Source organism: Kribbella sp. CA-293567, from assembly GCF_027627575.1.
Classification (GTDB): domain Bacteria; phylum Actinomycetota; class Actinomycetes; order Propionibacteriales; family Kribbellaceae; genus Kribbella.
In genome coordinates, this window is record NZ_CP114065.1 from 1,948,576 (window position 1) to 1,968,880 (window position 20,305).

The 20,305-nt window shown below is 68.8% G+C and carries 17 protein-coding genes; 6 read left to right on the forward strand and 11 right to left on the reverse strand.

Going from position 1 to position 20,305, the window contains the following annotated elements; genetic code table 11:
• The first annotated feature begins 92 nt into the window (after window positions 1–92).
• Complete coding sequence (locus OX958_RS09450) at window positions 93–1,595, forward strand: Fic family protein (protein WP_270136871.1); 1,503 nt, start codon at window positions 93–95, stop codon at window positions 1,593–1,595.
• 29 nt (window positions 1,596–1,624) lie between these two features.
• On the opposite strand, the gene OX958_RS09455 is transcribed toward OX958_RS09450, so the two are convergent.
• From OX958_RS09455 to OX958_RS09475, 5 genes are read right to left on the reverse strand one after another with little or no spacing between them, the layout of a single operon-like run.
• The gene (locus OX958_RS09455) at window positions 1,625–2,161 is read right to left on the reverse strand and encodes a DUF1003 domain-containing protein (protein ID WP_270136872.1); all 537 of its coding nucleotides are present in this window, start codon (window positions 2,159–2,161) and stop codon (window positions 1,625–1,627) included.
• Complete coding sequence (locus tag OX958_RS09460) at window positions 2,151–3,416, reverse strand: magnesium transporter MgtE N-terminal domain-containing protein (RefSeq protein WP_270136874.1); 1,266 nt, start codon at window positions 3,414–3,416, stop codon at window positions 2,151–2,153. The genes OX958_RS09455 and OX958_RS09460 overlap by 11 nt, the downstream gene beginning before the upstream one ends.
• Before the next feature lie 59 nt (window positions 3,417–3,475).
• Window positions 3,476–4,003: a hypothetical protein gene (locus OX958_RS09465; protein WP_270136875.1), complete on the reverse strand. Its 528-nt coding sequence runs from the start codon at window positions 4,001–4,003 to the stop codon at window positions 3,476–3,478.
• A gap of 12 nt (window positions 4,004–4,015) precedes the next feature.
• Window positions 4,016–4,825, reverse strand: coding sequence for a hypothetical protein (locus OX958_RS09470; RefSeq protein WP_270136877.1), 810 nt, complete (start codon window positions 4,823–4,825; stop codon window positions 4,016–4,018).
• Entirely contained in the window at window positions 4,815–5,771 is a 957-nt protein-coding gene (locus tag OX958_RS09475) for a LuxR C-terminal-related transcriptional regulator (RefSeq protein ID WP_270136879.1), read from the reverse strand. The genes OX958_RS09470 and OX958_RS09475 overlap by 11 nt, the downstream gene beginning before the upstream one ends.
• 149 nt (window positions 5,772–5,920) lie before the next feature.
• Between OX958_RS09475 and OX958_RS09480 the strand changes: the two genes are divergently transcribed.
• On the forward strand, window positions 5,921–6,895 hold the full coding sequence (locus tag OX958_RS09480; RefSeq protein WP_270136880.1) for an HpcH/HpaI aldolase/citrate lyase family protein: 975 nt from the start codon (window positions 5,921–5,923) through the stop codon (window positions 6,893–6,895).
• Window positions 6,896–7,020: 125 nt separating this feature from the next.
• On the opposite strand, the gene OX958_RS09485 is transcribed toward OX958_RS09480, so the two are convergent.
• Window positions 7,021–7,689, reverse strand: coding sequence for a peptidylprolyl isomerase (locus tag OX958_RS09485; protein ID WP_270136881.1), 669 nt, complete (start codon window positions 7,687–7,689; stop codon window positions 7,021–7,023).
• A gap of 181 nt (window positions 7,690–7,870) precedes the next feature.
• Between OX958_RS09485 and OX958_RS09490 the strand changes: the two genes are divergently transcribed.
• Both OX958_RS09490 and OX958_RS09495 read left to right on the forward strand, forming a co-directional pair.
• Window positions 7,871–9,406 (forward strand): serine/threonine-protein kinase, encoded by a 1,536-nt coding sequence (locus OX958_RS09490; protein ID WP_270136882.1) that lies wholly within the window; start codon window positions 7,871–7,873, stop codon window positions 9,404–9,406.
• 189 nt (window positions 9,407–9,595) lie between these two features.
• A complete protein-coding gene (locus tag OX958_RS09495) occupies window positions 9,596–10,801 on the forward strand; it encodes an acyl-CoA dehydrogenase family protein (RefSeq protein WP_270136883.1) in 1,206 nt (401 codons plus the stop codon).
• Between the two features lie 37 nt (window positions 10,802–10,838).
• Here OX958_RS09495 and OX958_RS09500 read toward each other — a convergent pair whose 3' ends face one another.
• Window positions 10,839–11,867, reverse strand: coding sequence for an ArsR/SmtB family transcription factor (locus OX958_RS09500; protein ID WP_270136884.1), 1,029 nt, complete (start codon window positions 11,865–11,867; stop codon window positions 10,839–10,841).
• 230 nt (window positions 11,868–12,097) lie between these two features.
• Window positions 12,098–13,204, reverse strand: coding sequence for a magnesium and cobalt transport protein CorA (locus OX958_RS09505; RefSeq protein WP_270136885.1), 1,107 nt, complete (start codon window positions 13,202–13,204; stop codon window positions 12,098–12,100).
• A 75-nt stretch (window positions 13,205–13,279) separates the two neighbouring features.
• Here OX958_RS09505 and OX958_RS09510 point away from each other — a divergent pair, with 75 nt between their 5' ends.
• Entirely contained in the window at window positions 13,280–13,795 is a 516-nt protein-coding gene (locus OX958_RS09510; protein WP_270136886.1) for a general stress protein, read from the forward strand.
• Here the strand turns inward: OX958_RS09510 and OX958_RS09515 are convergent.
• Window positions 13,792–16,710, reverse strand: coding sequence for an AfsR/SARP family transcriptional regulator (locus tag OX958_RS09515; RefSeq protein ID WP_270136887.1), 2,919 nt, complete (start codon window positions 16,708–16,710; stop codon window positions 13,792–13,794). The two genes, OX958_RS09510 and OX958_RS09515, sit on opposite strands and share 4 nt — an antisense overlap.
• A gap of 13 nt (window positions 16,711–16,723) precedes the next feature.
• Window positions 16,724–17,770 carry an ArsR/SmtB family transcription factor gene (locus OX958_RS09520; RefSeq protein WP_270136888.1) on the reverse strand — a complete coding sequence of 349 codons (1,047 nt, stop codon included), beginning with the start codon at window positions 17,768–17,770 and terminating at the stop codon, window positions 16,724–16,726.
• 178 nt (window positions 17,771–17,948) lie between these two features.
• Between OX958_RS09520 and OX958_RS09525 the strand changes: the two genes are divergently transcribed.
• Window positions 17,949–18,452, forward strand: a complete 504-nt coding sequence (locus tag OX958_RS09525; protein WP_270136889.1) for a MaoC family dehydratase — start codon at window positions 17,949–17,951, stop codon at window positions 18,450–18,452.
• 25 nt (window positions 18,453–18,477) lie between these two features.
• On the opposite strand, the gene OX958_RS09530 is transcribed toward OX958_RS09525, so the two are convergent.
• Window positions 18,478–20,289, reverse strand: coding sequence for a GH39 family glycosyl hydrolase (locus tag OX958_RS09530; RefSeq protein WP_270136890.1), 1,812 nt, complete (start codon window positions 20,287–20,289; stop codon window positions 18,478–18,480).
• Between the last annotated feature and the right edge of the window lie 16 nt (window positions 20,290–20,305).

Below are 20,305 nucleotides of genomic sequence, written 5' to 3' on the forward strand. Positions count from 1 at the left end.
GATCGCTCAGTCTTTATGGTGCATTTGTTGCATCGGTGGCAATCTTTAGCTATCAGATGTTGCGTACGCACCTCAATGAGTGGACTTTGCTGATGAATGTTGCACAAGGTGTGCATCCCGCCGGCCGCCTGGAGTTCGCGACCGAAACCACTCGCTCGAGGCTTTCACGGCAACGGAAGTCCGGTCGTGCGATCCGGCTGGCACCGGGCCTCTACGCCCTCGATGCAACGCTTCCGCCCGAGAAGGTCGCGTATCAGCACAGGTTCGCCATTGCTGCCCATCTCTGGCCGGGCGCGGTCCTTTGCGATCGCACCGGACTGAGCGGTGGCGAGCCGGTCGACGGGTGGCTCTTCCTCTGTCACCCAGAACCTGGGCGGCGGGCCGATCTCGCCGTGCCCGGACTGACCTTCTCCGTTCGGATCGGGCCCGGACAGTTGCCCGGTGACATGGCCATGCCGTCCGGTCTGTTCCTGTCCGGCCGGGCCAGGGCCCTGGTCGAGAACGTCGAAGCGCGAGGTCGTCCGCGGCAGGGCAAACCCGCCAGACAAGCCGGCATCGCCGTCGTCGAGGATCAGTTGGACGAGCAGGCGCGCGACGGCGGAGCGGGCCGAGTGCGTGCTCTGCTCCAGCAGTTGGATGTCATCTCCGGGCACTTCAGCGAGCGATCCGTCGAGGTTGTCCGCAGCCGGCTCGCGGCTTTGGTCGGCACCCGCCCGGACGCGGCGTTCAAATCCGCCAAGTTCGCCGCGCGACTCGAGGGACAGCCCTACGACGAGCATCGGCTGCAACTGCTGGGACGCCTCGTCGACTACCTGCACACGGTCCCGCCCGTACCCCGGCCCGCCCTGGGCGGAGCGCAGCGATGGCAGTGGCTGCCGTTCTTCGAGTCGTACTTCTCCAACTTCATCGAGGGCACACAGTTCGGCGTCGACGAAGCCCGGCGGATCGCGATCGACGGCGAGGTGCCGGCCGCCAGACCACAGGACGCGCACGATGTGGCCGCCACCTACCGGATTGCCTCGGACCCGGAGTTGGCGGCCGCGGTGCCGGTCTCGAGCGCGGACCTGCTGGACCTTCTGGTCGACAGGCACGCCACGTTGATGGCGGCTCGCGAGGACAAGCGGCCAGGACAGTTCAAGGAGCAGCAGAACTATGCCGGCGGGTACGCCTTCGTGGCGCCCGAGATGGTGCTCGGCACCCTGCGCCGCGGTTTCGAGGCGATGTCCTCGATCATCGATCCTTTCCAGCGGGCGGTCGCGATCATGCTGTTGCTGACGGAGGTGCATCCGTTCGACGACGGCAACGGGCGGATCGCGCGGCTGTTCGCCAACGCCGAACTGAGCACCGCGGGACAGATCCGGATCGTGATCCCGACAGTCTTCCGCAACAACTACCTTGCCGGGCTGGTCGGCGTCAGTAACGGTGCCGGCAACGGCCAGACGCTCCATTCGGTGCTGGACTTCGCTCAGCGCTGGACCGCAGCGGCGGACTGGCGCAGCTACGAGGCGGCCGACGCCGAGTTGAAAGCAGGAAACGCCTATATGGACTCCGCGATCGCGGAGGCGAGTGGAGTTCGGCTCAGGCTCAGAAGTTAGTGCGCCGAGTCGAAGCCGACTTGTCCACCTCAGACGCGGTCCTCCTCGCGGTCCTTGAGTTCGAGTTCGGCCAGCAGGGAGCGGAGTTCGGAGCGGAGGAAGTCGCGGGTGGCCACCTCGCCGACCGACATCCGGAGGGCGGCCATCTCGCGGGCCAGGAACTCCATGTCGGCGCGGGTGCGGGCGTCCACGTCGCGGTCGCGTTCGTACTGGACCCGGTCGCGGGCCTCCTGCCGGTTCTGGGCGAGCAGGATCAGCGGGGCGGCGTACGACGCCTGCAGGCTGAGCGCCAGGGTCAGGAAGATGAACGGGTACTGGTCCCAGCGCATCTGCTCGGGCGCGAAGATGTTCCAGAGCACCCAGAAGACGATCGTCGCGGTCATGTAGACCAGGAACTGGCCGGTGCCGAGGAAGCGGGCGATCCGCTCCGACAGCCGGCCGAACGCGTCCGCGTCGTACGCGCGCCGGCGCACGATCGTCCGGCGCAGCTCGCGGGGGATGTCCAGCCGGCCGGCGGTCGACCGGGTCAACCGCCGGTCGTCGCTGCTGCGGTCGTCACGGGGCATGGTGATCCACCTCCTGCTGATCGGGTCCGCGCCAGTCGTCGGGGAGCAGATGGTCCAGTACGTCGTCGACGGTGACCGCGCCGAGCAGCCGGCCTTCCTCGTCGAGCACCGGCGCCGCCACCAGGTTGTAGGTGGCGAGGTACTTGCTGACGGCGTGCAGGCTGTCGTCCGGCCGGAGGCCGTCGAGGTCGGTGTCCAGCACGCCGGAGACGAGCGCGGACGGCGGCTCACGAAGCAGCCGCTGGATGTGGCCGATGCCGATGAAACGGCCGGTCGGGGTCTCCAGCGGCGGCCGGCAGACGTAGATCATCGCGGCCAGCGCGGGGCTGAGCTCGGCGTTGCGCACGTGCGCGAGAGCGTCGGCCACGGTGGCGTCGGCGGGCAGGATCACCGGCTCCGACGTCATCAGGCCACCGGCCGTGCGCTCCTCGTACGTCAGCAGCCGGCGGACGTCCTCGGCCTCGTCGGGCTCCATCAGGGTCAGCAGCCGCTCGGCCGTCTCGGTCGGCAGCTCGGCGATCAGGTCGGCCGCGTCGTCGGGTGACATCTCCTCGAGCACGTCCGCGGCCCGCTCGGTGTCCAGGCCGGCCAGGATCTCCACCTGGACGTCCTCCGGCAGTTCCTCCAGTACGTCGGCCAGCCGCTCGTCGTCCAGCGCGGCAGCGATCTCCTTGCGCCGCTTGGGCGACAGTTCGTGCAGTACGCCGGCCAGGTCAGCGGGCTTCATCGACTCGAAGGCGGCCAGGATGTGCGTCGCACCCTGCCCCTCTTCGATCTGCGCGAAGCCGCTCACCTCGGCCCAGTCGAGGACGTGTGTCTGCCCCCGGCGCCGCCGGAACCGCTTCCCGCCCTCGGTGACGGCCACCTTCGACAGCACCCAGTCGCGGGTCCGCCACTGCTCCATCGCCAGGTCGAAGACGGTCGCCTGGGTGCTCGACTCGCGGATCGTCACGGTCCGGTCCAGCAGTTCACCGATCACCAGCACCTCGGTGGTGCGCTGCTCGAACCGGCGCATGTTCACCAGCCCGGTGGTGATCACGTGGCCGGCGTCCACCGAGGTCACCCGGGTCATCGGCAGGAAGATCCGGCGCCGGGTGAACACCTCGACCACCAGTCCGAGCACCCGTGGCGGCTGCGTGCCCTGCCGGAGCATGACGACGACATCGCGGACTTTGCCGACCTGGTCCCCGTTCGGGTCGTACACGGGAAGACCAGCCAGCCGAGCCACGTAGACGCGTGAAGGAGGGCCGCTCATAACTCGAAGGCTAGTGCCCCAGCGCACTGTCCCGGCCCAGGACATGTCCGGGAGGCAACTCAGGTGAGCTTGGGCCTGCGCTTGGAGCGTCGGTGGAGGGTGATCGGCCGCTTGCCGCGGGTGGTGGCCGGGCTGCCTTTCGGCGTCTCCAGCCGCAGGCTGCCGTCGTACCGGCCTGCAGTCTCGGTGATTTCGCCAGTGGGCTCCAGGACGAGCAGGTCGGCCTCTGTCTGCCAGCGGTTGAGCTGGGTGTCGAGACCGGACGCGTTGAGCCGCTCGGTACGCAGTACCTGGGCTGCGGCTGTCCACTCATCGCTGCCAGGCTCCAGACGCCGTACTGCGGCCATCCAGCCGGCCAAGCGGCTGTTAGCAGGCTTAGCCGGTACTACGACCTCAGCAGCATCCGCCTCAGCCAATCCGGGCAACGGCTGCTCGGCACTCCCCGCCCGATCAGCCAGTACGACGTACGCGCCGTCCACTGTGGCAAACCAAGCCGGCGCGGGCCGGCCGCCGTTCCAGGACAACCAGACGAGCCCGGCCTTCTTCATCACCCCGGCGATCTCCGCAACAGCCTCGTCAGTCGTCACCCGCCCAGGGTGTCACAGGTCACGGATAGCGGCCTGTACTCCCGCCTGGAAGCGAGTGTGCGCGCCTAGGTCCTGCAGCATCGCCGCAAGCTTCCGCTGAGCCGTCCGGGGGCTGACCCCGAGCTCCCGCGCTATCGCGTGATCCGACAACCCTGACAGCAGCAAGGAGGTCAGCAGCCGGGCCTCCTCCTGCTCGTCGGGCACGGCAGGCAGCGAACGCTCCCACAGCCTCTCGAAGAGCTGCATGTAGGCGTCGAGCAGTCCACACGGCTGCAGGATGGCGGCCCGGTCCTCGTCGAGCATCACCAGCGCCAGCCGGTCGTCGAGCAGGTACAGCTCCAGCGGCAGGACAGGAACCACGCGGGCGTCAACAGGTGGATCCGTCGGCAGGGCCGCGGCCTCGTAGATGGTCCGGCAGTCCGCCAGAAGCTCAACGGGAGGTTGCGGCGACCGGATCAGCCGACGGACCTCGGACCGAGCCGCCTGCTGGATCTGCACGATCCGCTGCCGCACGGCCGCCGCGCCGCCCACATACTCCAGCAGGGTCGGCATCGGCTTGGTCAAATGCTTGCGGTAGGCAACTTTTAGGGTGGAGATGTGCTCGCGCGCCTCCCGCAGGCTCTTCTCGCGGTTCGCCAGCAGCACCTCCAGCGCGATGTCCGGCGCCACTGCGACGTACCTGCCGTCCACCAGCGCCGCCAGGCCCTTGTCGACCAGCGCAGTCAGCAGGTCTTCGGCTGCGACCGGCTCCTGCGCGACCAGAGCCCGGTACGCCGCGTGCTCGGCCGGCGCCAGCCCGAGCACTGAGAGGTCATCCTTCATGAGGTTCCAGCCATCCGCGTAGTACGGCTTCGTAGCCTGCCTGGAACCTGGTGTCGGCTCCCAGCCGCTGGCGCATCCGGTCGATGCGCGAGCGGACGCTGCGCTCGGTCCAGCCCAGCTGAACGGCGGTCTCGCTGTCGGTGAGGCCGGACATCAGCAGGGCCAGCAGGTCCCGCTCCTGATCGGTAGGACCGTCTGCGCTTCCCGTCTGCCCGGCGTAGGTGGCCAACGGGACTGCCCTGCTCCAGAGCTGCTCGAAGAGTGTCTGCAGCGCGGCCACCAGGGTCGGGTCATGAATCAGCAGCGCCGCGGAGTACTGGGTGGCGCCGACGTCGATCGGGACGAAGGCCATCGGGCCGTCGGTCAGCAGCAGCTTGAGCGGCACGTCGCCGACTCGGGCCTGCTCGCCGTCGTTGACCCCACGGACCCGGGCAGCCAGTCGCCCGGGCCGGTCCACGGAGCGGGTGCGGTCGTAGAGGATCCGGATGCCGACACCCTCCCGCAGGCTCTCCAGCTCCTCTTGGTGCACCTGGGTGGGGTCGGTCATGAACGGCGGCGCGTCCGAGAGACAGACCTCGCTCCTGGCGCTGCGGATGAGCCGCTCGATCCCGGCGGCGATCTCCGGCTCGCCGCGGAGTACCTCGATCAGCTCGGGCGGCTCGGTCCGTGCGGCGCCGGTGTGGAACTGAGTGGCGAGCAGTACTGTCTCCTGCCGCGCCTTGGCCAGCTCCAGCTCGCGGTCCCGGACCAGTAGCTCCAGAGCGACGTCGGGCGGCAGCACCAGGAAGCGCGGTGGCTTGGACGGCATCAGCGTGATCAGGCCGAGCTCGACCAGCCGCCGAGCGGCCGCCGGGTCGCTCACTTCGGCCTCGGTCACCGGGCGGCGCGACACCAGGTCTTCGTAGAGGTCCTGCTCGGCGCGAGTCAGACCCAGAGGCTCCAGCACGGCACCATCCTCGCCCACTTCCGGGTCGTTGGCTCGCGGTGACGCCCACCACATGTCCGGCGGGCGTGATCGACGTCACCGGCGTACCGGCTGACATTTCGCCGTACGCTGCGAGTGACCGACGGGTAACCGACCTTAGGGATGCAGCGATGGCTGACCAGACCACCACCGGCAGGGCCTTCCGGAGCAGGCGTTCGTGCCTGGCGACGCCGGGATCGAACCCGCGTTTCCTGGAGAAGGCCAAGGGCCTGGACGCCGACCAGGTGTTCCTCGACCTGGAGGACTCGGTCGCGCCGATCGCCAAGGTCGACGCCCGCAAGAACATCGTCGCCGCGCTGAACGAGGGCGGCTGGGGCAGCAAGACCCGGGTGGTCCGGGTGAACGACTGGACCACCCAGTGGACCTACGCCGACGTGATCGAGGTGGTCTCCGGCGCCGGCGCGAACCTGGACTGCATCATGCTGCCGAAGGTGCAGACCGCCGAGCAGGTGGTCGCGCTCGACCTGCTGCTGACCCAGCTGGAGAAGGTGCACGGGCTGGAGCAGGGCCGGCTCGGGATCGAGGCGCAGATCGAGAACGCGCTCGGCCTGACCAACGTGAACGCGATCGCCGCCGCCTCGCCGCGGGTCGAGACGATCATCTTCGGGCCGGCCGACTTCATGGCGTCGATCAACATGAAGTCGCTGGTGGTGGGCGAGCAGCCGCCCGGGTACGACGTCGGCGACGCCTACCACTACATCCTGATGCAGATCCTGATGGCGGCCCGCGCCTACGGGCAGCAGGCGATCGACGGCCCGTACCTGCAGATCAAGGAGCTCGACGGGTTCCGCCGGGTGGCCGGCCGGTCCGCCGCCCTCGGCTTCGACGGCAAGTGGGTGCTGCACCCCGACCAGATCGCCGCCGCCAACGAGGTCTACTCGCCGCGGCAGGAGGACTACGACCACTCCGAGAACATCCTCGACGCCTACGACCACTACACCTCCGCCGCTGGTGGTGCCCGTGGCGCGGTGATGCTCGGCGACGAGATGATCGACGAGGCCTCCCGCAAGATGGCACTCGTCATCTCGGCCAAGGGCCGCGCCGCCAACATGACCCGCACGAACGTCTGGACCCCGGAAGCCTGACGCCGCCTCCCGCGCCGACCCCGTCAGTGGTGGGCGCGGACACCGACCGGCGACCTTGAACAAGGTCTGACGTGTTCAAGGTCGCCGCAGGGTGTTCAAGCCCACCACTGGTGGGCTTGGCGGGATCAGCCCAGCGTCAGCACCTTGTAGATCCGGATCGGGCGGACCGGGGGGCCGTCCAGGTCGGGGTCGGCGATTCCGGCCTTGACCATCCGGTCGAAGGTGGACATCCCGTGGACGACGCGGCCGAGCACGGTGTAGTTCGGCGGGATGTTGGCGAACGAGTGCACCACGAAGAACTCGCTGCCGTTGGTGCCCGGGCCCTGGTTGCCCATGGCAACGGTTCCGCGGGGGTAGGTCTCCTTGCCGGTCACCTCGTCGGGGAACTTGTACCCCGGTCCGCCCTCCTCCTGGCGGTAGATGTCACCGCACTGCAGGACGCCGAGCCGGGCCGAGTTGGTCAGCCGGAAGCACTGGGTCCAATCGTAGAACCGGCTCTTGGTGAGGTGCACGAAGTTCGACACCCCACAAGGCGCGTTGGCGCGGTCCATCCGGACCACGAACGGGCCGTAGTTGGTCACGAAGTACACGTCGACGGTGCCCTTCGCGAGCGCCTTCGCCTTGGGTACGGTGACCGGCTTGGCTGCCGGGTTCTCCGGCGTCGGCGTGAACTCGCACCGCACCGTCGGCGGCTGGTGTCCGGCCGGTACCGCGGGCGCCGCGCCCGCGCTGGTCGAGGTGAGGGTCGCCGCGGCTAGGCCTGCGGCAACCACCAAACAGAGTCTGCGCAACATGAACAGCACGCTAGTCCTGACCTGACAGCGCTGTCACTGGAAACCGGCGGGCGATGCGTCGAACGGTCGTCGGACGCGGCGGGCGTCTCAAGGTTTGCCAAGGAATTCGCCACGGACTCGCACTGGCCAGGTGAGCCGCCTAGGGTGGGGCCCGCTATCTGGCTGACAGTGAGGTGTTGGTGTGAACGGCGAGGTACTCGCGGGGCGCTATCGATTGCTGGCCCCGCTGGGGCGCGGCGGCGCGGGCGAGGTGTGGCGAGGCGAGGACGCGGTCCTGGCCCGGCCGGTGGCGGTGAAACTGCTCCGCCGGCTGGAGGGCGACCAGATGGACGCCGTCGAGCGGTTCCGCATCGAGGCCCAGGCCGCGGCCCGGCTGACCCATCCCAACGTGGTCGCGACGTACGACGTCGGCACCGCGAACGGCCAGGTGTTCCTGGTGATGGAGCTCGTCAACGGGCCCGACCTGGCGCAGTTGCTGCGCACCAAGGGGCTTCCACCGGACCGCTTCGTCGCCGACATCGCGCTGCAGGGCGCGCGTGCGCTGGACGCCGCTCACGACGCCGGAATCGTGCACCGGGACATCAAGCCGGGCAACCTGCTGCTGGCCCCTGACGGCACCCTCAAGATGACCGACTTCGGGATCGCCCAGCAGGCCGGAGTCGACGGGGCCACTGGACCGGTGCTGCTCGGTACTGCCGGCTATGTCTCGCCCGAGCAGGTCCGCGGCGAGCGCGCGACCTCTGCGAGTGACTGGTACGCCCTCGGCTGCGTCCTCTACGAACTACTCGAAGGCACCACGCCCTTCGTCGGCGCGGACGTCATGGACGTCATGCACCAGCACCTGGACGCCCAGCCCCTCCCAGTACGCCGTACCGAGGGCGCTCCCGGCCTGGACGCCCTGGTGATGCGACTGCTCTCCAAGGACCCTGCTGCCCGCCCGTCCTCGGCTGCTGCTGTCGCTGACTACCTGAACCCGTCTGCTGTTGCTCAAGTTGCTCCGCTGCCACCTGCCGGTGAGGGCACTCGAGTGCTGCCGCTCCTGCCGAAGCCTGACGAGCCTTCCGCTGCTGCCTCCATCCTGCCTGCTCGGACCTTCCAGGATGACGAACACGTTGTCGCACCCAAGCGACGGTTCCCGCTGGCGAAGGCGATCGTGGGGGTCGGCGTCGTGCTGGCTGGAGTGGTGATCGCCGCGTTGCTGCGGGAGGGTGTCGCGCCGGACACGACAGCGGAGGCCGGCCCGCCGGTGACGACTCCCGCGACGAGCGTGAAGCCGGTGTCCAAGCCGAAGCCGACTCCTACTCCGACCAAGACGCCCAGCAAGAAGCCGACGCCGAAGAAGACGCCCACCAAGAAGCCGGCGCCGCCGCAGAACAACACGTCGGCGGCACTGCGGACGTTGGCGCAACTGGTTCGCGCGCACAAGCAGGAGCACGCGGAGCGGGCCGTGCGCGAGGCAGCCAAGGACCTCGATCAGTCCGCCAAGGCCGTCGACGAGGGTGACTCCAGAGAAGCGGTGAAGCAGTTCCAGCAGGCCAGGCAGCGACTACTGGAGGCGCAGCGACAGGGACGCTGGCACTCGACTCCGCAGATCTCCGCCATGTTCTCGGCGGTCGGGGCCGCCCTCCGCTACCAGGGTGACTCCGGTGACGGCGAGGGCGATGGCGATGGCGACGAGGGCGACAACGGCAACGGGAACGGCTGGAACCGCAACTAGCAACCGGCAGCCCAGGCGACCGCAGTACCTGCGCACCGGCGGCCCCCGGCGTTCCGGCGTGAGGCAGGCGACGGTGCTGGGGTGGCCGGTGTCACAGCGGGTGTCGGGTGTGACCGCGATGCTGGGAGCCGCGATACTCACCAGTAGTACCGCGGGTACGGGTCGTGGCCGACGGAAGGAGCGCCGCTGATGAGCAGGTTGCAGCAGACCGAGGGACTCACCGACATCCAGGAAGAGATCCTGAAGACGGTCCGGGCCTTCGTCGAGTCCGAGATCCTCCCGGTCGCCACCGAGCTGGAGCACAAGGACGAGTACCCGACGAAGATCGTCGAGGGGCTCAAGGAGCTCGGCCTGTTCGGTCTGATGATCCCCGAGGAGTACGGCGGGCTGGGCGAGTCGCTGCTGACCTACGCGCTCTGCGTCGAGGAGATCGCTCGCGGCTGGATGAGCGTCTCCGGCATCATCAACACCCACTTCATCGTCGCCTACCTGCTGCTGCAGCACGGCACCGACGAGCAGAAGCAGAAGTACCTGCCCCGGATGGCCACCGGTGACGTCCGCGGTGCGTTCTCGATGTCCGAGCCCGGCTGTGGCTCCGACGTCGCCGCGATCAAGACCAAAGCGGTCAAGACCGCATCGGCTGAAAACGGCGACCTGTACACCATCAACGGCCAGAAGATGTGGCTCACCAACGGTGGTTCGAGCAACCTGGTCGCGGTGCTGGTCAAGACCGACGAGGGCTCCGACTCGGTCTACAAGAACATGACCACCTTCCTGGTCGAGAAGGAGCCTGGCTTCGGCGAGGTGGACCAGGGCCTGACGGTGCCGGGCAAGATCGAGAAGATGGGCTACAAGGGCGTCGACACGACCGAGCTGATCTTCGACGGGTACCGGATCGGCGCCGACCAGATTCTCGGCGGCGTACCGGGCAAGGGTTTCTACCAGATGATGGACGGTGTCGAGGTCGGCCGGGTGAACGTGGCCGCCCGCGGCTGCGGCGTTGCCCGGCGCGCGTTCGAGCTGGGCATCTCCTACGCCCAGCAGCGGGAGACGTTCGGCAAGAAGATCGCCGAGCACCAGGCCGTGCTGTTCCGGCTGGCCGACATGGCGGTCAAGGTCGAGGCCGCGCACGAACTGATGGTCAAGGCGGCCCGGAAGAAGGACGCCGGCTCCCGCAACGACTTCGAGGCCGGCGTCGCGAAGTACCTGGCCAGCGAGTACTGCTCCCAGGTGGTCGAGGACTCGTTCCGGATCCACGGCGGCTACGGGTTCTCGAAGGAGTACGAGATCGAGCGGCTCTACCGCGAGGCGCCGATGCTGCTGATCGGCGAGGGCACGGCCGACATCCAGCGGATGATCATCGGCCGCCGCCTGCTGGAGGACTACAAGCTCTGACGCCGGCAGGTCCGACGCCGCAGCCGCCGTACCGCCCTCAGTGCGCCGGTACGGCGGGTCGCGCGCCGGTCGCGCGCTGGTTGCCGGAACCGTGGCCGGACAACAGCCAGATCCCGAGCTGCGTGACCTCGTGCAGCACCGACGCGCCCACCCGGCGCGTGGTGATCAGCCCGGCCTCGCGCAGCACGGTCGCCTGGTGGCTGGCCGCCGCCGGGGAGATCTTGCAGCGGCGGGCCAGCTCGGTCGTCGTACAGCCGGTCACCGCGGCTTCCAGGGCCGCCGCCCTGGTCGAACCGAGCAGGGAACCGAGGACGTCCGAGGAGTCGGTGGCTTGGGCCGACGTCGAGCGCAGGATGCCCGGCGCGTGCTGGATCGGATACACCAGGATCGGCTTGAGTTCCGGGTCGCGCAGCTTGGTCGGCACCCGCCAGCAGAAGGCCGACGGCTGCAGCTCGATGCCGCGCCCGTCGAGGTAGAGATCGCGGTCGTGCATGTCCAGCACCTGCAGCACCGGCGCCACCCACCGGACCCGCGGATGCAGCGTCGACAGCAGCCGATCCACGCCGTGCCTGGCCAGCGCGTCGCCGCGGTGCGCGTGGTCGGCGGAGATGTGAGTGCCGATCGACTTCCAGTACGGCGCGATCGCGGCGTCGTGGTAGGACCGGATGGCGCGGCCGAGCCGGTCCAGCGAGCTCCGGTCGCCCTGCGCGAGCTCCCGAGTCCACGGCGAGACCGGCCGGTACTTCGCCAGCAGTTCCAGCTGGCCGCGCAGCTCCTGGCGAGGTGTCGCCAGCACCAGTTCCAGCGCGGTCTCGAAGTCCGGCGCCGACGCAGCCGGGGTGAGGAAGTCGGGGGAGTAGCCCTTCGGCGGCGTCAGCTCGAGCAGCAGCCGCATCTGGTCCGGCGCCACCTTGGCCCGGATCGAGCGCCGCCAGTCCTCGAAGATCAGCCGGCCCTCGGACTGCTGCAGCATGTGCAGGCTGAGCAGGATCTCCCAGGACGCCGCCGGCCTGGTCGAGACGGTCGTTCGCGCGAGATCGCGTGGAGTGAAGTGGATGCGAAGCACGGAGCCCTCCCGGATCCTCGGCGTCACGACATCCCCCGATGCCGTCGGTCGCACCATGTGGCGGATCGCTGACCGAACGCGACGACTCCGATTGAATCAGCCGGTTCCGGGGCACACAACCGGTTGGGTCACACTCCGGTGGTGGAGTGGCGGCCATGGCAAGAGGTTGCCAACTCACCGCCGACGCGGTATTGGTGGACAACAAGTGACGGCGAGATGGCCGCCCCGGATCACAGCCAGCGGTTCCGCTTGAACAGCCGGTAGAGCACCGTGCAAGCGGTCAGCATCAGCGCCAGCACGGCGTAGTACCCGTACTTCCAGGTGGTCTCGGGCATGTTGTCGAAGTTCATCCCGTAGACACCGGCGATCAGGGTCGGTACGGCGAGGATCGCGACCCAGGCCGAGATCCGGCGCATGTCGTCGTTCTCCGAGACCTGCACCTGGGCCAGCCCGGCCTGCAGGATCGAGCTGAGCAGCTCGTCGAACGAGACCACCTGCTCCTTCACCCGCAGCAGGTGGTCGTCGACGTCGCGGAAGTAGTTCCGGATGTCGTCGCCGATCAACGGGTGCCGCAGCGTCGACAGCGCGCGCATCGGACCGGTCAGCGGCGCCACGGCCCGCTTCAGCTCCAGCACCTCGCGTTTGAGCTGATAGACCCGGTCGATGTTGCGCCAGCCGCGCGGGCTGAACATCTCGATCTCGATCAGGTCGATATCGGACTGCACCGCGCCCGCGACGGCCAGGTAGCTGTCGACCACATGGTCGGTGATCGCGTGCAGGACCGCGCCGGGACCGGCGGCCAGCCGTTCCGGCTCCTGCTCCAGCCGCTGCCGCAGTCCGGTCAGCTCGCCGTGGTCCCCGTGCCGCACGGTGATCACGAAGCCCGGACCGCAGAACACCATCACCTCACCCGACTCCACCACCTCACTGGTGGCGGTGAGATCGCCGTGCGGGACGTACCGCACCGTCTTCAGTACCGCGAACAGGATCCCGTCGTACCGCTCGAGCTTCGGCCGCTGATGCGCCTCGGCGGCGTCCTCCAGAGCCAGCTTGTGCAGCCCGAACTCGCTGCCGATCACGGCCAGCTGCTGCACGCTCGGCTCGAACAGGCCGATCCAGACGAAGCCGTCCCCGCGCCGCGCCCGGGTGAGCGCGTCCACGTACGAACCGGAGCGGGTGTCGCGGCGGCCGTCGCGGTAGTACGCCCAGTCGATCAGCGCGCCGTCCAGCTTGCCGCTGCCGACCAGATCCAGCGGTGCGGGACCGCCCGGGGAACGCCTGGCGAAGACACGTCCTACCCGGCGTGTCGCGCCCATGTCCCACTTCCGCCCGGTCATCGAGGCGAGGCTATCAATGTGCCGTCACCAGCCGTCGGCAATGATGGAGCTGGAAGCAAGCGGAGAGGAACGACGATGACCACGCAGGGCATGGGTTCGATAGACCCCCGGCCGACCGGCCTGACGATCGGGACCTACGACACCTACCGGGAGGCGCAGCGAGCGGTCGACTACCTCTCGGACGAGAAGTTCCCGGTCGAGCACACCACCATCGTCGGCAACAACCTGCGCCAGGTGGAGAAGATCACCGGCCGGCTGACCTGGGGCCGGGCGGTCGTCGCCGGGCTGGCCAGCGGCGCCTGGTTCGGGCTGTTCGTGGGGGTGCTGCTCGGGTTGTTCGCCAGCGACGGCGGTTGGCTGGCCGCTCTCGTCACCGGTGTGGTGCTGGGTGCCATCTTCGGGATGGCGTTCGCGGCGATCGGCTACGCGCAGTCGGCCGGCCGTCGCGACTTCACCTCGCGGACCGCGGTGGTGGCGACGACGTACGACGTGCTGTGCGACTTCAAGTTCGCCGAAGAGGCACGCAACCACCTGGCCAAGCTGGCGCTCAAGGGTGAGGTCGCCCCTCGCCTCCCGGAGCAGTCGAACTAGGGCGGCCGGTAGCCGGTCTCCTCCTGGATCGCCGCCGCTTCGGCAGCATGGCCGGCGGCGGGTTCCAGGACGGCGAGCAGGCGCAGAGCGCGGCAGACGAGGATGCGATGGCCGAGCCGGCGAGCGGACAGCAAGGTCTGCTTGGCCAGCTCTGCTGCTCGTTCGGGCTGGCCTCTGCCCAGATCCGCCTCGGCCAGACCCAGCACGGACTCGGCGACCGTCGCCCGGTGGCCGTTGCTCCGAGCGATGCCCCCGGCGGCCTGGTGGTGGCGAGCAGCGTCGTTCCAGTGCCCCCGGCGGCTGCAGATGGTTCCTAGCGCGTTGAGGGCGGCGGCCTCGTGCCAGGGCTGGCCGTTGCCGTGGCTGCGGGTCAGTGCCCTCCTCGCCCAGCTCTCGGCTTCCTCCAGGTACTCCAGGTCCGCATACAGCAGAGCCGTTTCGTACTGCTGTGGCAGCGACTCGTCCGGAGACTGCGCGGCCTCGCGGAGATCTGTCTCCGCCTGTTCGAGGTTGCCCAGCAATCGGTGCGCGACGCCGCGGTTGAACAGCGCCACGGTCCTGTTGCGCACGTCGGGCGCGATCTCGACCGCCTCGTCCGCGGCGGCGAGAGCGGCGGCCAGGTTGCCGAGACTGCACTGCGCGTTGCTCAGACTGTTGAGGGCGTTGACCAAAGCTCCAGGGCGGTCGAACTCCCGCAGTCCGTTGACTCCTCGGTTCAGCAGTTCCGCGGCTTTCCGTGAGTCGCCCTGGTCGTCGAGAGCCATCCCCAGGTTACACAGCAGTGCGGAATAACCGAGGCCGAATCCTGCGCGGGCGTAGAGTTCGGCCGCCTGGCCGGCCAGTTCGATCGCTGTAGCGGTGTCGCCACTGGCGAACTGCAGTGCTCCCAGGCTGTGCAGCATCGCGCCTTGCCCGCCCAGGTGCCCGCTTGCCTTGGCGGCCGCTGTTCCGCTCAGCACGGTCGCACGCCAGGCATCGACGCGGTGGTTGAGTGTCAGGTACTGGCGGAGGATGTCGGCCAGCTGCCAGGCGACCTGAGCAGGCCCGTGCTCGGCAGTTCGCTTGACCATGGCGACCAGTCCGGCCTCTTCCTCCTCCAACCAGGTCTGCGCCTCGTCCGGGTGGCCGAAGACCTGCAGCCCGAGCTGAGGGGTCAGCCGCACAGCCGGAAGGTAAGCGAAACGGGTGGCAGCATCGGCTGTCGCCAGGTACCAATCGCAGAGCCGGCTCCACGCTGGTTGGGCATCCGGCTCCACCTCGGCACGCTGCTCGGCGTACAGGCGGATGAGGTCGTGCATGCGGTACCTGTCGCCTTGACGGACGAGCAGGTTGGCGCTGACCAAGCTGTCCAGCAGAGCACCGGCTTGCTGCAGATTCGAGCCCAGGAGCGCGGCAGCGGTGGGGACGGTCACGTCTGGCCCGGGCACCAGTCCCAACAGGGCGAAGAGGCGCCGTGAGCTGGGCAGCAATCCCTCGTACGAGCGGGCGAACGCTCCTTCCACCGCAGCGTCCGGCTCACCGACCACTGAGAGCGCCAGCAGCCTGTTGCTGCCGCGCAACTCGTCTGCATACGCAGCGATCGAGTCATCCGACCGCAGAGCCAGGTGACCGGCCGCGATCCGCAGCGCGAGCGGAAGGCAGCCACACAACCTGACAAGGTCCTCCACTGCCTGCAGTTCCCGGTCGACCCGGTCAGCCCCGAGCACGGCCCGCAGCAGCTCTACAGCCTCAGTCAGCTCCAGTACTGCGACAGTCGTCCCCAAGGCACTGTCCAGAACACTCAACCCGGCAAGCTCGTTCCGGCTCGTCACCAGTACTGCGCTGTCACGCGAACCCGGCAGCAACGGCCTGACCTGCCGCGAGTCCTTGGCATCGTCCAGCAGGATCAGCACCTGCTTGTCGGCCAGCATCGAACGCAGCCGAGCCGAGAGCGTGTCCACGTCACCTGTCAGTACCTCGGACCCAGCCAGCTCGAGCAGCGAGCGCAGTACTTCCAGCGGCTCCCGCTCGGAGTCGCCGGCACCGTCCAGCCGCACATACCACTGCCCGTCCGGGTAGCGGTTTCGCAACTGGTGGGCCACCCGCACAGCCAGCGCGGTCTTGCCCGCCCCGGGCGGCCCACTGATCGTCACCACCGGTACGCCGGCAGAGCTCGTCAGCCGCGTGACGATCGCGTCGACCTCGTCCTGCCGCCCGACGAAGTCCCCGATATCCAGCGGGAGCTGCCGATGCACCTGCCACTCGGCAGGCGCGGGAGGCCGATCTTGCACCTCCCCGGCCAGTACAGCCAGGTGGACACGCTGGATCTCCTCACCGGGGTCGATTCCCAGCTCTTCCCGCAGCAGCTCCGCCACCTGCTGGTACGCCGCCAACGCCTCCGCCTGCCGGGCCGAGCTGTGCAGCGCGAGGATCAACTGTGCCCAGAACCTCTCCCTCAGCGGGTACTGCTTCGTCAGCGCGGTCAGCTCCGGCACCAGCTCCGCGTGCTCACGCAGGGCGAGCCGCGCGTCCATCAACTGCTCAGTGACCCGCAGCCACTCCTCCTGCAGCACCGAACGCTGGTCGCGGACCACTGGGTAGTCCAGAGCTCCGGTCAGCGGCTCGCCCACCCAGAGCCGCAGCGCCGCCGTCAGGTCGGCGATGGTCCCCGCGGCGGCCAGTAACCGGAACCGGCGAAGGTCCAGCTGTTCGTCGTCCACGTCGAGCCGGTAGCCGCCGATGACCGTCTGCAGCCCGGACTCGGGGCCGAGCACCGCACGGAGCCGCGACACTGCCGTGTGCAGAGCACGCTGCGGATGTGCCGGCGGCTCACCACCCCATAACCAGAGGACTAGCTCCGAGAAGGTGACCGTCTGGTTCGCGTTGATCAGCAGCGCGGCCAGCAGCGTCCGCAGCCGGGGTGCCCCGATCGGCACCTCCGTCCCCTCTTCAAGGACCGCTATGGGACCCAGTAGTCGAAAGGCGGGACGCATGCTGGTCAGTGTCTCCCGACCAGGGGTCCGTCCCCTCCAGCAGCGCGTGTCCCAACGAGGTTGCCTGATGAATCACGGACTTTCCCTGCCGCTGCGACACGATCAGCCCGGCGTCCCGCAGTACTGCGGTCTGGTGGCTCGCCGTCGCGAGAGTGATGTCACAGGAGCGAGCCAGCTGGGTAGTGGTCGAGCCGTCGACGGTCAGCGCCAGCACGGTCGCCCGGGTCCGGCCCACCAGCGCGGCGAGCCGCTCCTGGGTGTCGACGCCCGACCGCTCCTTGTGCAACAGACCACTGGCGTGCTTGATCGGGAACACCAGGACCGGCGACAGCCCCTCGTCGGCCAGCTTCGTCGGTGCCTTCCAGCAGAAGTACGACGGCTGCAGGCGCAGGCCACGACCGTCCAGCCGCATCTCCTCGTCGGCAGGGTAGGCCGCGATCTCCAGCACCTGGCCGCTCCACCGTGCTTGTGGATGGATGTCCGTCAGCATGGAGGCGACCCCGCCGGCGGTCAGTTGCTGCATCCGTTGCCGGTTGTCCGCCTGTACTGCGGCCCGCAGCGACGGCCAGTACGCCGCCAGCGCCTGACGGTGGTAGACCCGCACGGAGTGGCCGAGCCGATGCAAGGTCTCCGGTCGAGCCTCGGAGAGCTGCCGCACCCAGGTGGCCGCCGTGCGCCGGGCACACAACCTCGACAAGTCTGTCCGGACCTGCTGACGCGGTGCCGACAGCATGAGATCGACAGCGTCGCCGAACTCGCTGGATCGGGCCGTGGGCGTCAGGAAGTCCGGGGAGTAGCCCACCGGCGGAGCCAGCGCGGCCAGTGGCCCCACCGTCTCCCGTGGCAGTCGCCGGCGCATGCGTTGCCGCCAGGCGCCGTACGCGAGCGGGCCGTCCTCGACCTGCAGCATGTGCAGGCTGAGCAGGACCTCCCACAGGGGATCCGGCTCGGCGGCGAGCGTCGTACGGGCAAAGTCCTCGGCAGTGAAGTGAATCCGCAGCATTGCTGTCCTTCCCACTCCCGGTCCACGCAGGGCCGGGCAAAGTGACCCCAGAGCACTAGGGAAACAGCCGCCCCTTACCGATCGCTCACCTCCGGGTGACGTTTCTCTCCCAGCCCCGTCGGCAGGCGGGTTTTAGGGCACGATTGGCCCCGGGAGAGGGTCACCGGAAGGAGCAGAGATGCAGTTCGGCCGCAGTTACGAGGAGTTCGAGGTCGGTGCGGTCTACAAGCACTGGCCCGGCAAGACGGTCACCGAGTCCGACGACCACCTGTTCTGCCTGCTCACGATGAACCACCACCCGCTGCACCTGGACGCCAACTACGCCGAGCAGACCACCCAGTTCGGCAAGAACGTTGTAGTTGGCAACTACATCTACTCGATCCTGCTCGGCATGTCGGTCCCCGACGTGAGCGGCAAGGCGATCGCCAACCTGGAGATCGAGTCGTTGCGGCACATCGCCCCGACCTTCCACGGCGACACCATCTACGGCGAGACCGTGGTGCTGGACAAGTGGGAGTCGAAGTCCAAGGACGACCGGGGCGTGGTCTACGTCGAGACCAAGGGCTACAAGCAGGACGGCACCGTCGTCTGCCTGTTCAAGCGCAAGGTGATGGTCCCGAAGAACTCCTACCTCGAGGCCCGCGGCGGCGACCAGCCCGCCCGCCCCACCCCGGTGGAGTGAGGCCGGCCGAGCCGGTTGCCACTGCTCAGCCGGGCGGGCGGAGCTCGACGAGGACAGCCGAAGGCATCCGCAAGGTGACCGTCAGGTCCGCGCCGTCGCGTTCTACCGGCGTTACCTGAAGTTCGTTGTGCGCAGCCAACTCGGCCCACTGCTCCTCGGTCGGCCAGTCGCCGACGCCGATCGCGGCCGCCGCCGTGACCAGATCGCCCGGGGTTCCAGGAGCCAGCCAGGTGGCGGTCGCCCGCCAGGCGGGGTCCACTCCGGGAAACGAGAGTGTGACGTCTCGCGTCAGCTCTGCCGCGCCGCCGGATTTCGACTGGTCGAGCGTCAGGTTCCACACCAGGACGGCGATCCGGTCGCGGTCCCTGGAGGCCCACGCCTCCACCAGCCCTCCGCCGCCGTCGCCCTCGAACGCCACGGGCAGTTCGGCCGGTCCCAGGCGGCTCAGCAGCGACATCGCGTGGAAGCGCGGCTTCGCGAGGCCGCCGATGGTCTGCAGCCCGAAGCCGCCGTGCAGCCAGCGGGGTGGCCGGCCGAGCTCCTCGAAATGGTCCGACGCGACCCAGTACGCCAGCGCATCGACCCGTCCGGCCGCTGACCGCATCCCGCGTAGCAGGAACACCCCGGAGAACACGGAGTCGTTGATCGGGTTGAAGTGCCTCGGCGTCACTCCCCACTCGGTCCACAGGATCCGTGCCCGGCCGAAGCCGTGCCGGTCGAGCGAGGCCTGCACATCGAGCGGCGGACTCCCGTAGGTATGCGTCGTGACGAAGTCCACCGGCGAGCCGGTCGAGGCGGCGTGGGCGAGCAGGTCGTCCACCCAGCCGGCCGCGGCCGACGAGGGGCCACCGACGGCGAGCCGCTCGTCGACCGACTTCACCGCGGCGGCGCTCACGTCGTACAGGTGCATCCACTCGGCCTTGCTGCCGGACCAGAAGACCTCGAGGTTCGCCTCGTTCCAGACCTCGAAGTCCCAGCCCAGCACCTCGTCCGGCCCGTACCGCTCGACCAGGTGCGCGACCAGCGCCCGGACCAGGTCGTGCCACCGCTCGTAGGACTTCGGCGGCGAGATGATCGCGCCGTACTCGAAGACCGTCCTCGCCGGATCGGAGGCCAGGTCCCGCGGCATGAAGCCGAGCTCGACCACCGGCCGCAGCCCGATCCCCAGCAGCTTGTCGTAGATCGCGTCGACGACCTCGAAGTCGTACTGCGGTACGCCGTCCACCTCGCGGTAGACCCGGGTGTCGTCGTGGAAGATCGCATGCGCCCGCACCGTCCGGACACCGAGCTCGTCATGCATCCGCCGCAGCGCCTGCTCCAGCTCGGCGCCGATCTCGCGACCGCCGCTCGACTCCTCGCAGAGCAGCTGACTGAGCCGCTCGCTGCCCACCATCGGCACCCACGGGCGATGCAGTTCAGTGCCTTCGGCAAGGGCGTCGACAGTCAGCCGGACGGCCGGAACGTTGCCATTGTCAACCAGTGGCGTCGCCTCCACCGACGCGCCCGGACGCCCGTGCACCGTCACCTCAGGGACACTCGCCACCGCATACCTGTACGTCGTACCGGCGGTGCAGGTGGTGTCGACATACGGCGGTCCGGGCACCGACAAGAGGTCACCGCTGTGATGATCGACCGGTTCGAGGGACGAATCGTCCGGGCCGCGCAGGATCACGTAGCCCACCGCCCCCGGCACCGGCGACCAGTCCACGGTCACCTGCCCGACCCCACCCACCGCCGTCACCGAGGCGGGTGGGTCCAGGTCAGGCAGTGGAACGGCGCGGGTCTCGTCGCTGCGGATCGCGATCCGCTCGTCCCAGTCGGCCTTCGCGTTGCTCATACAAGTGACTCCCGTG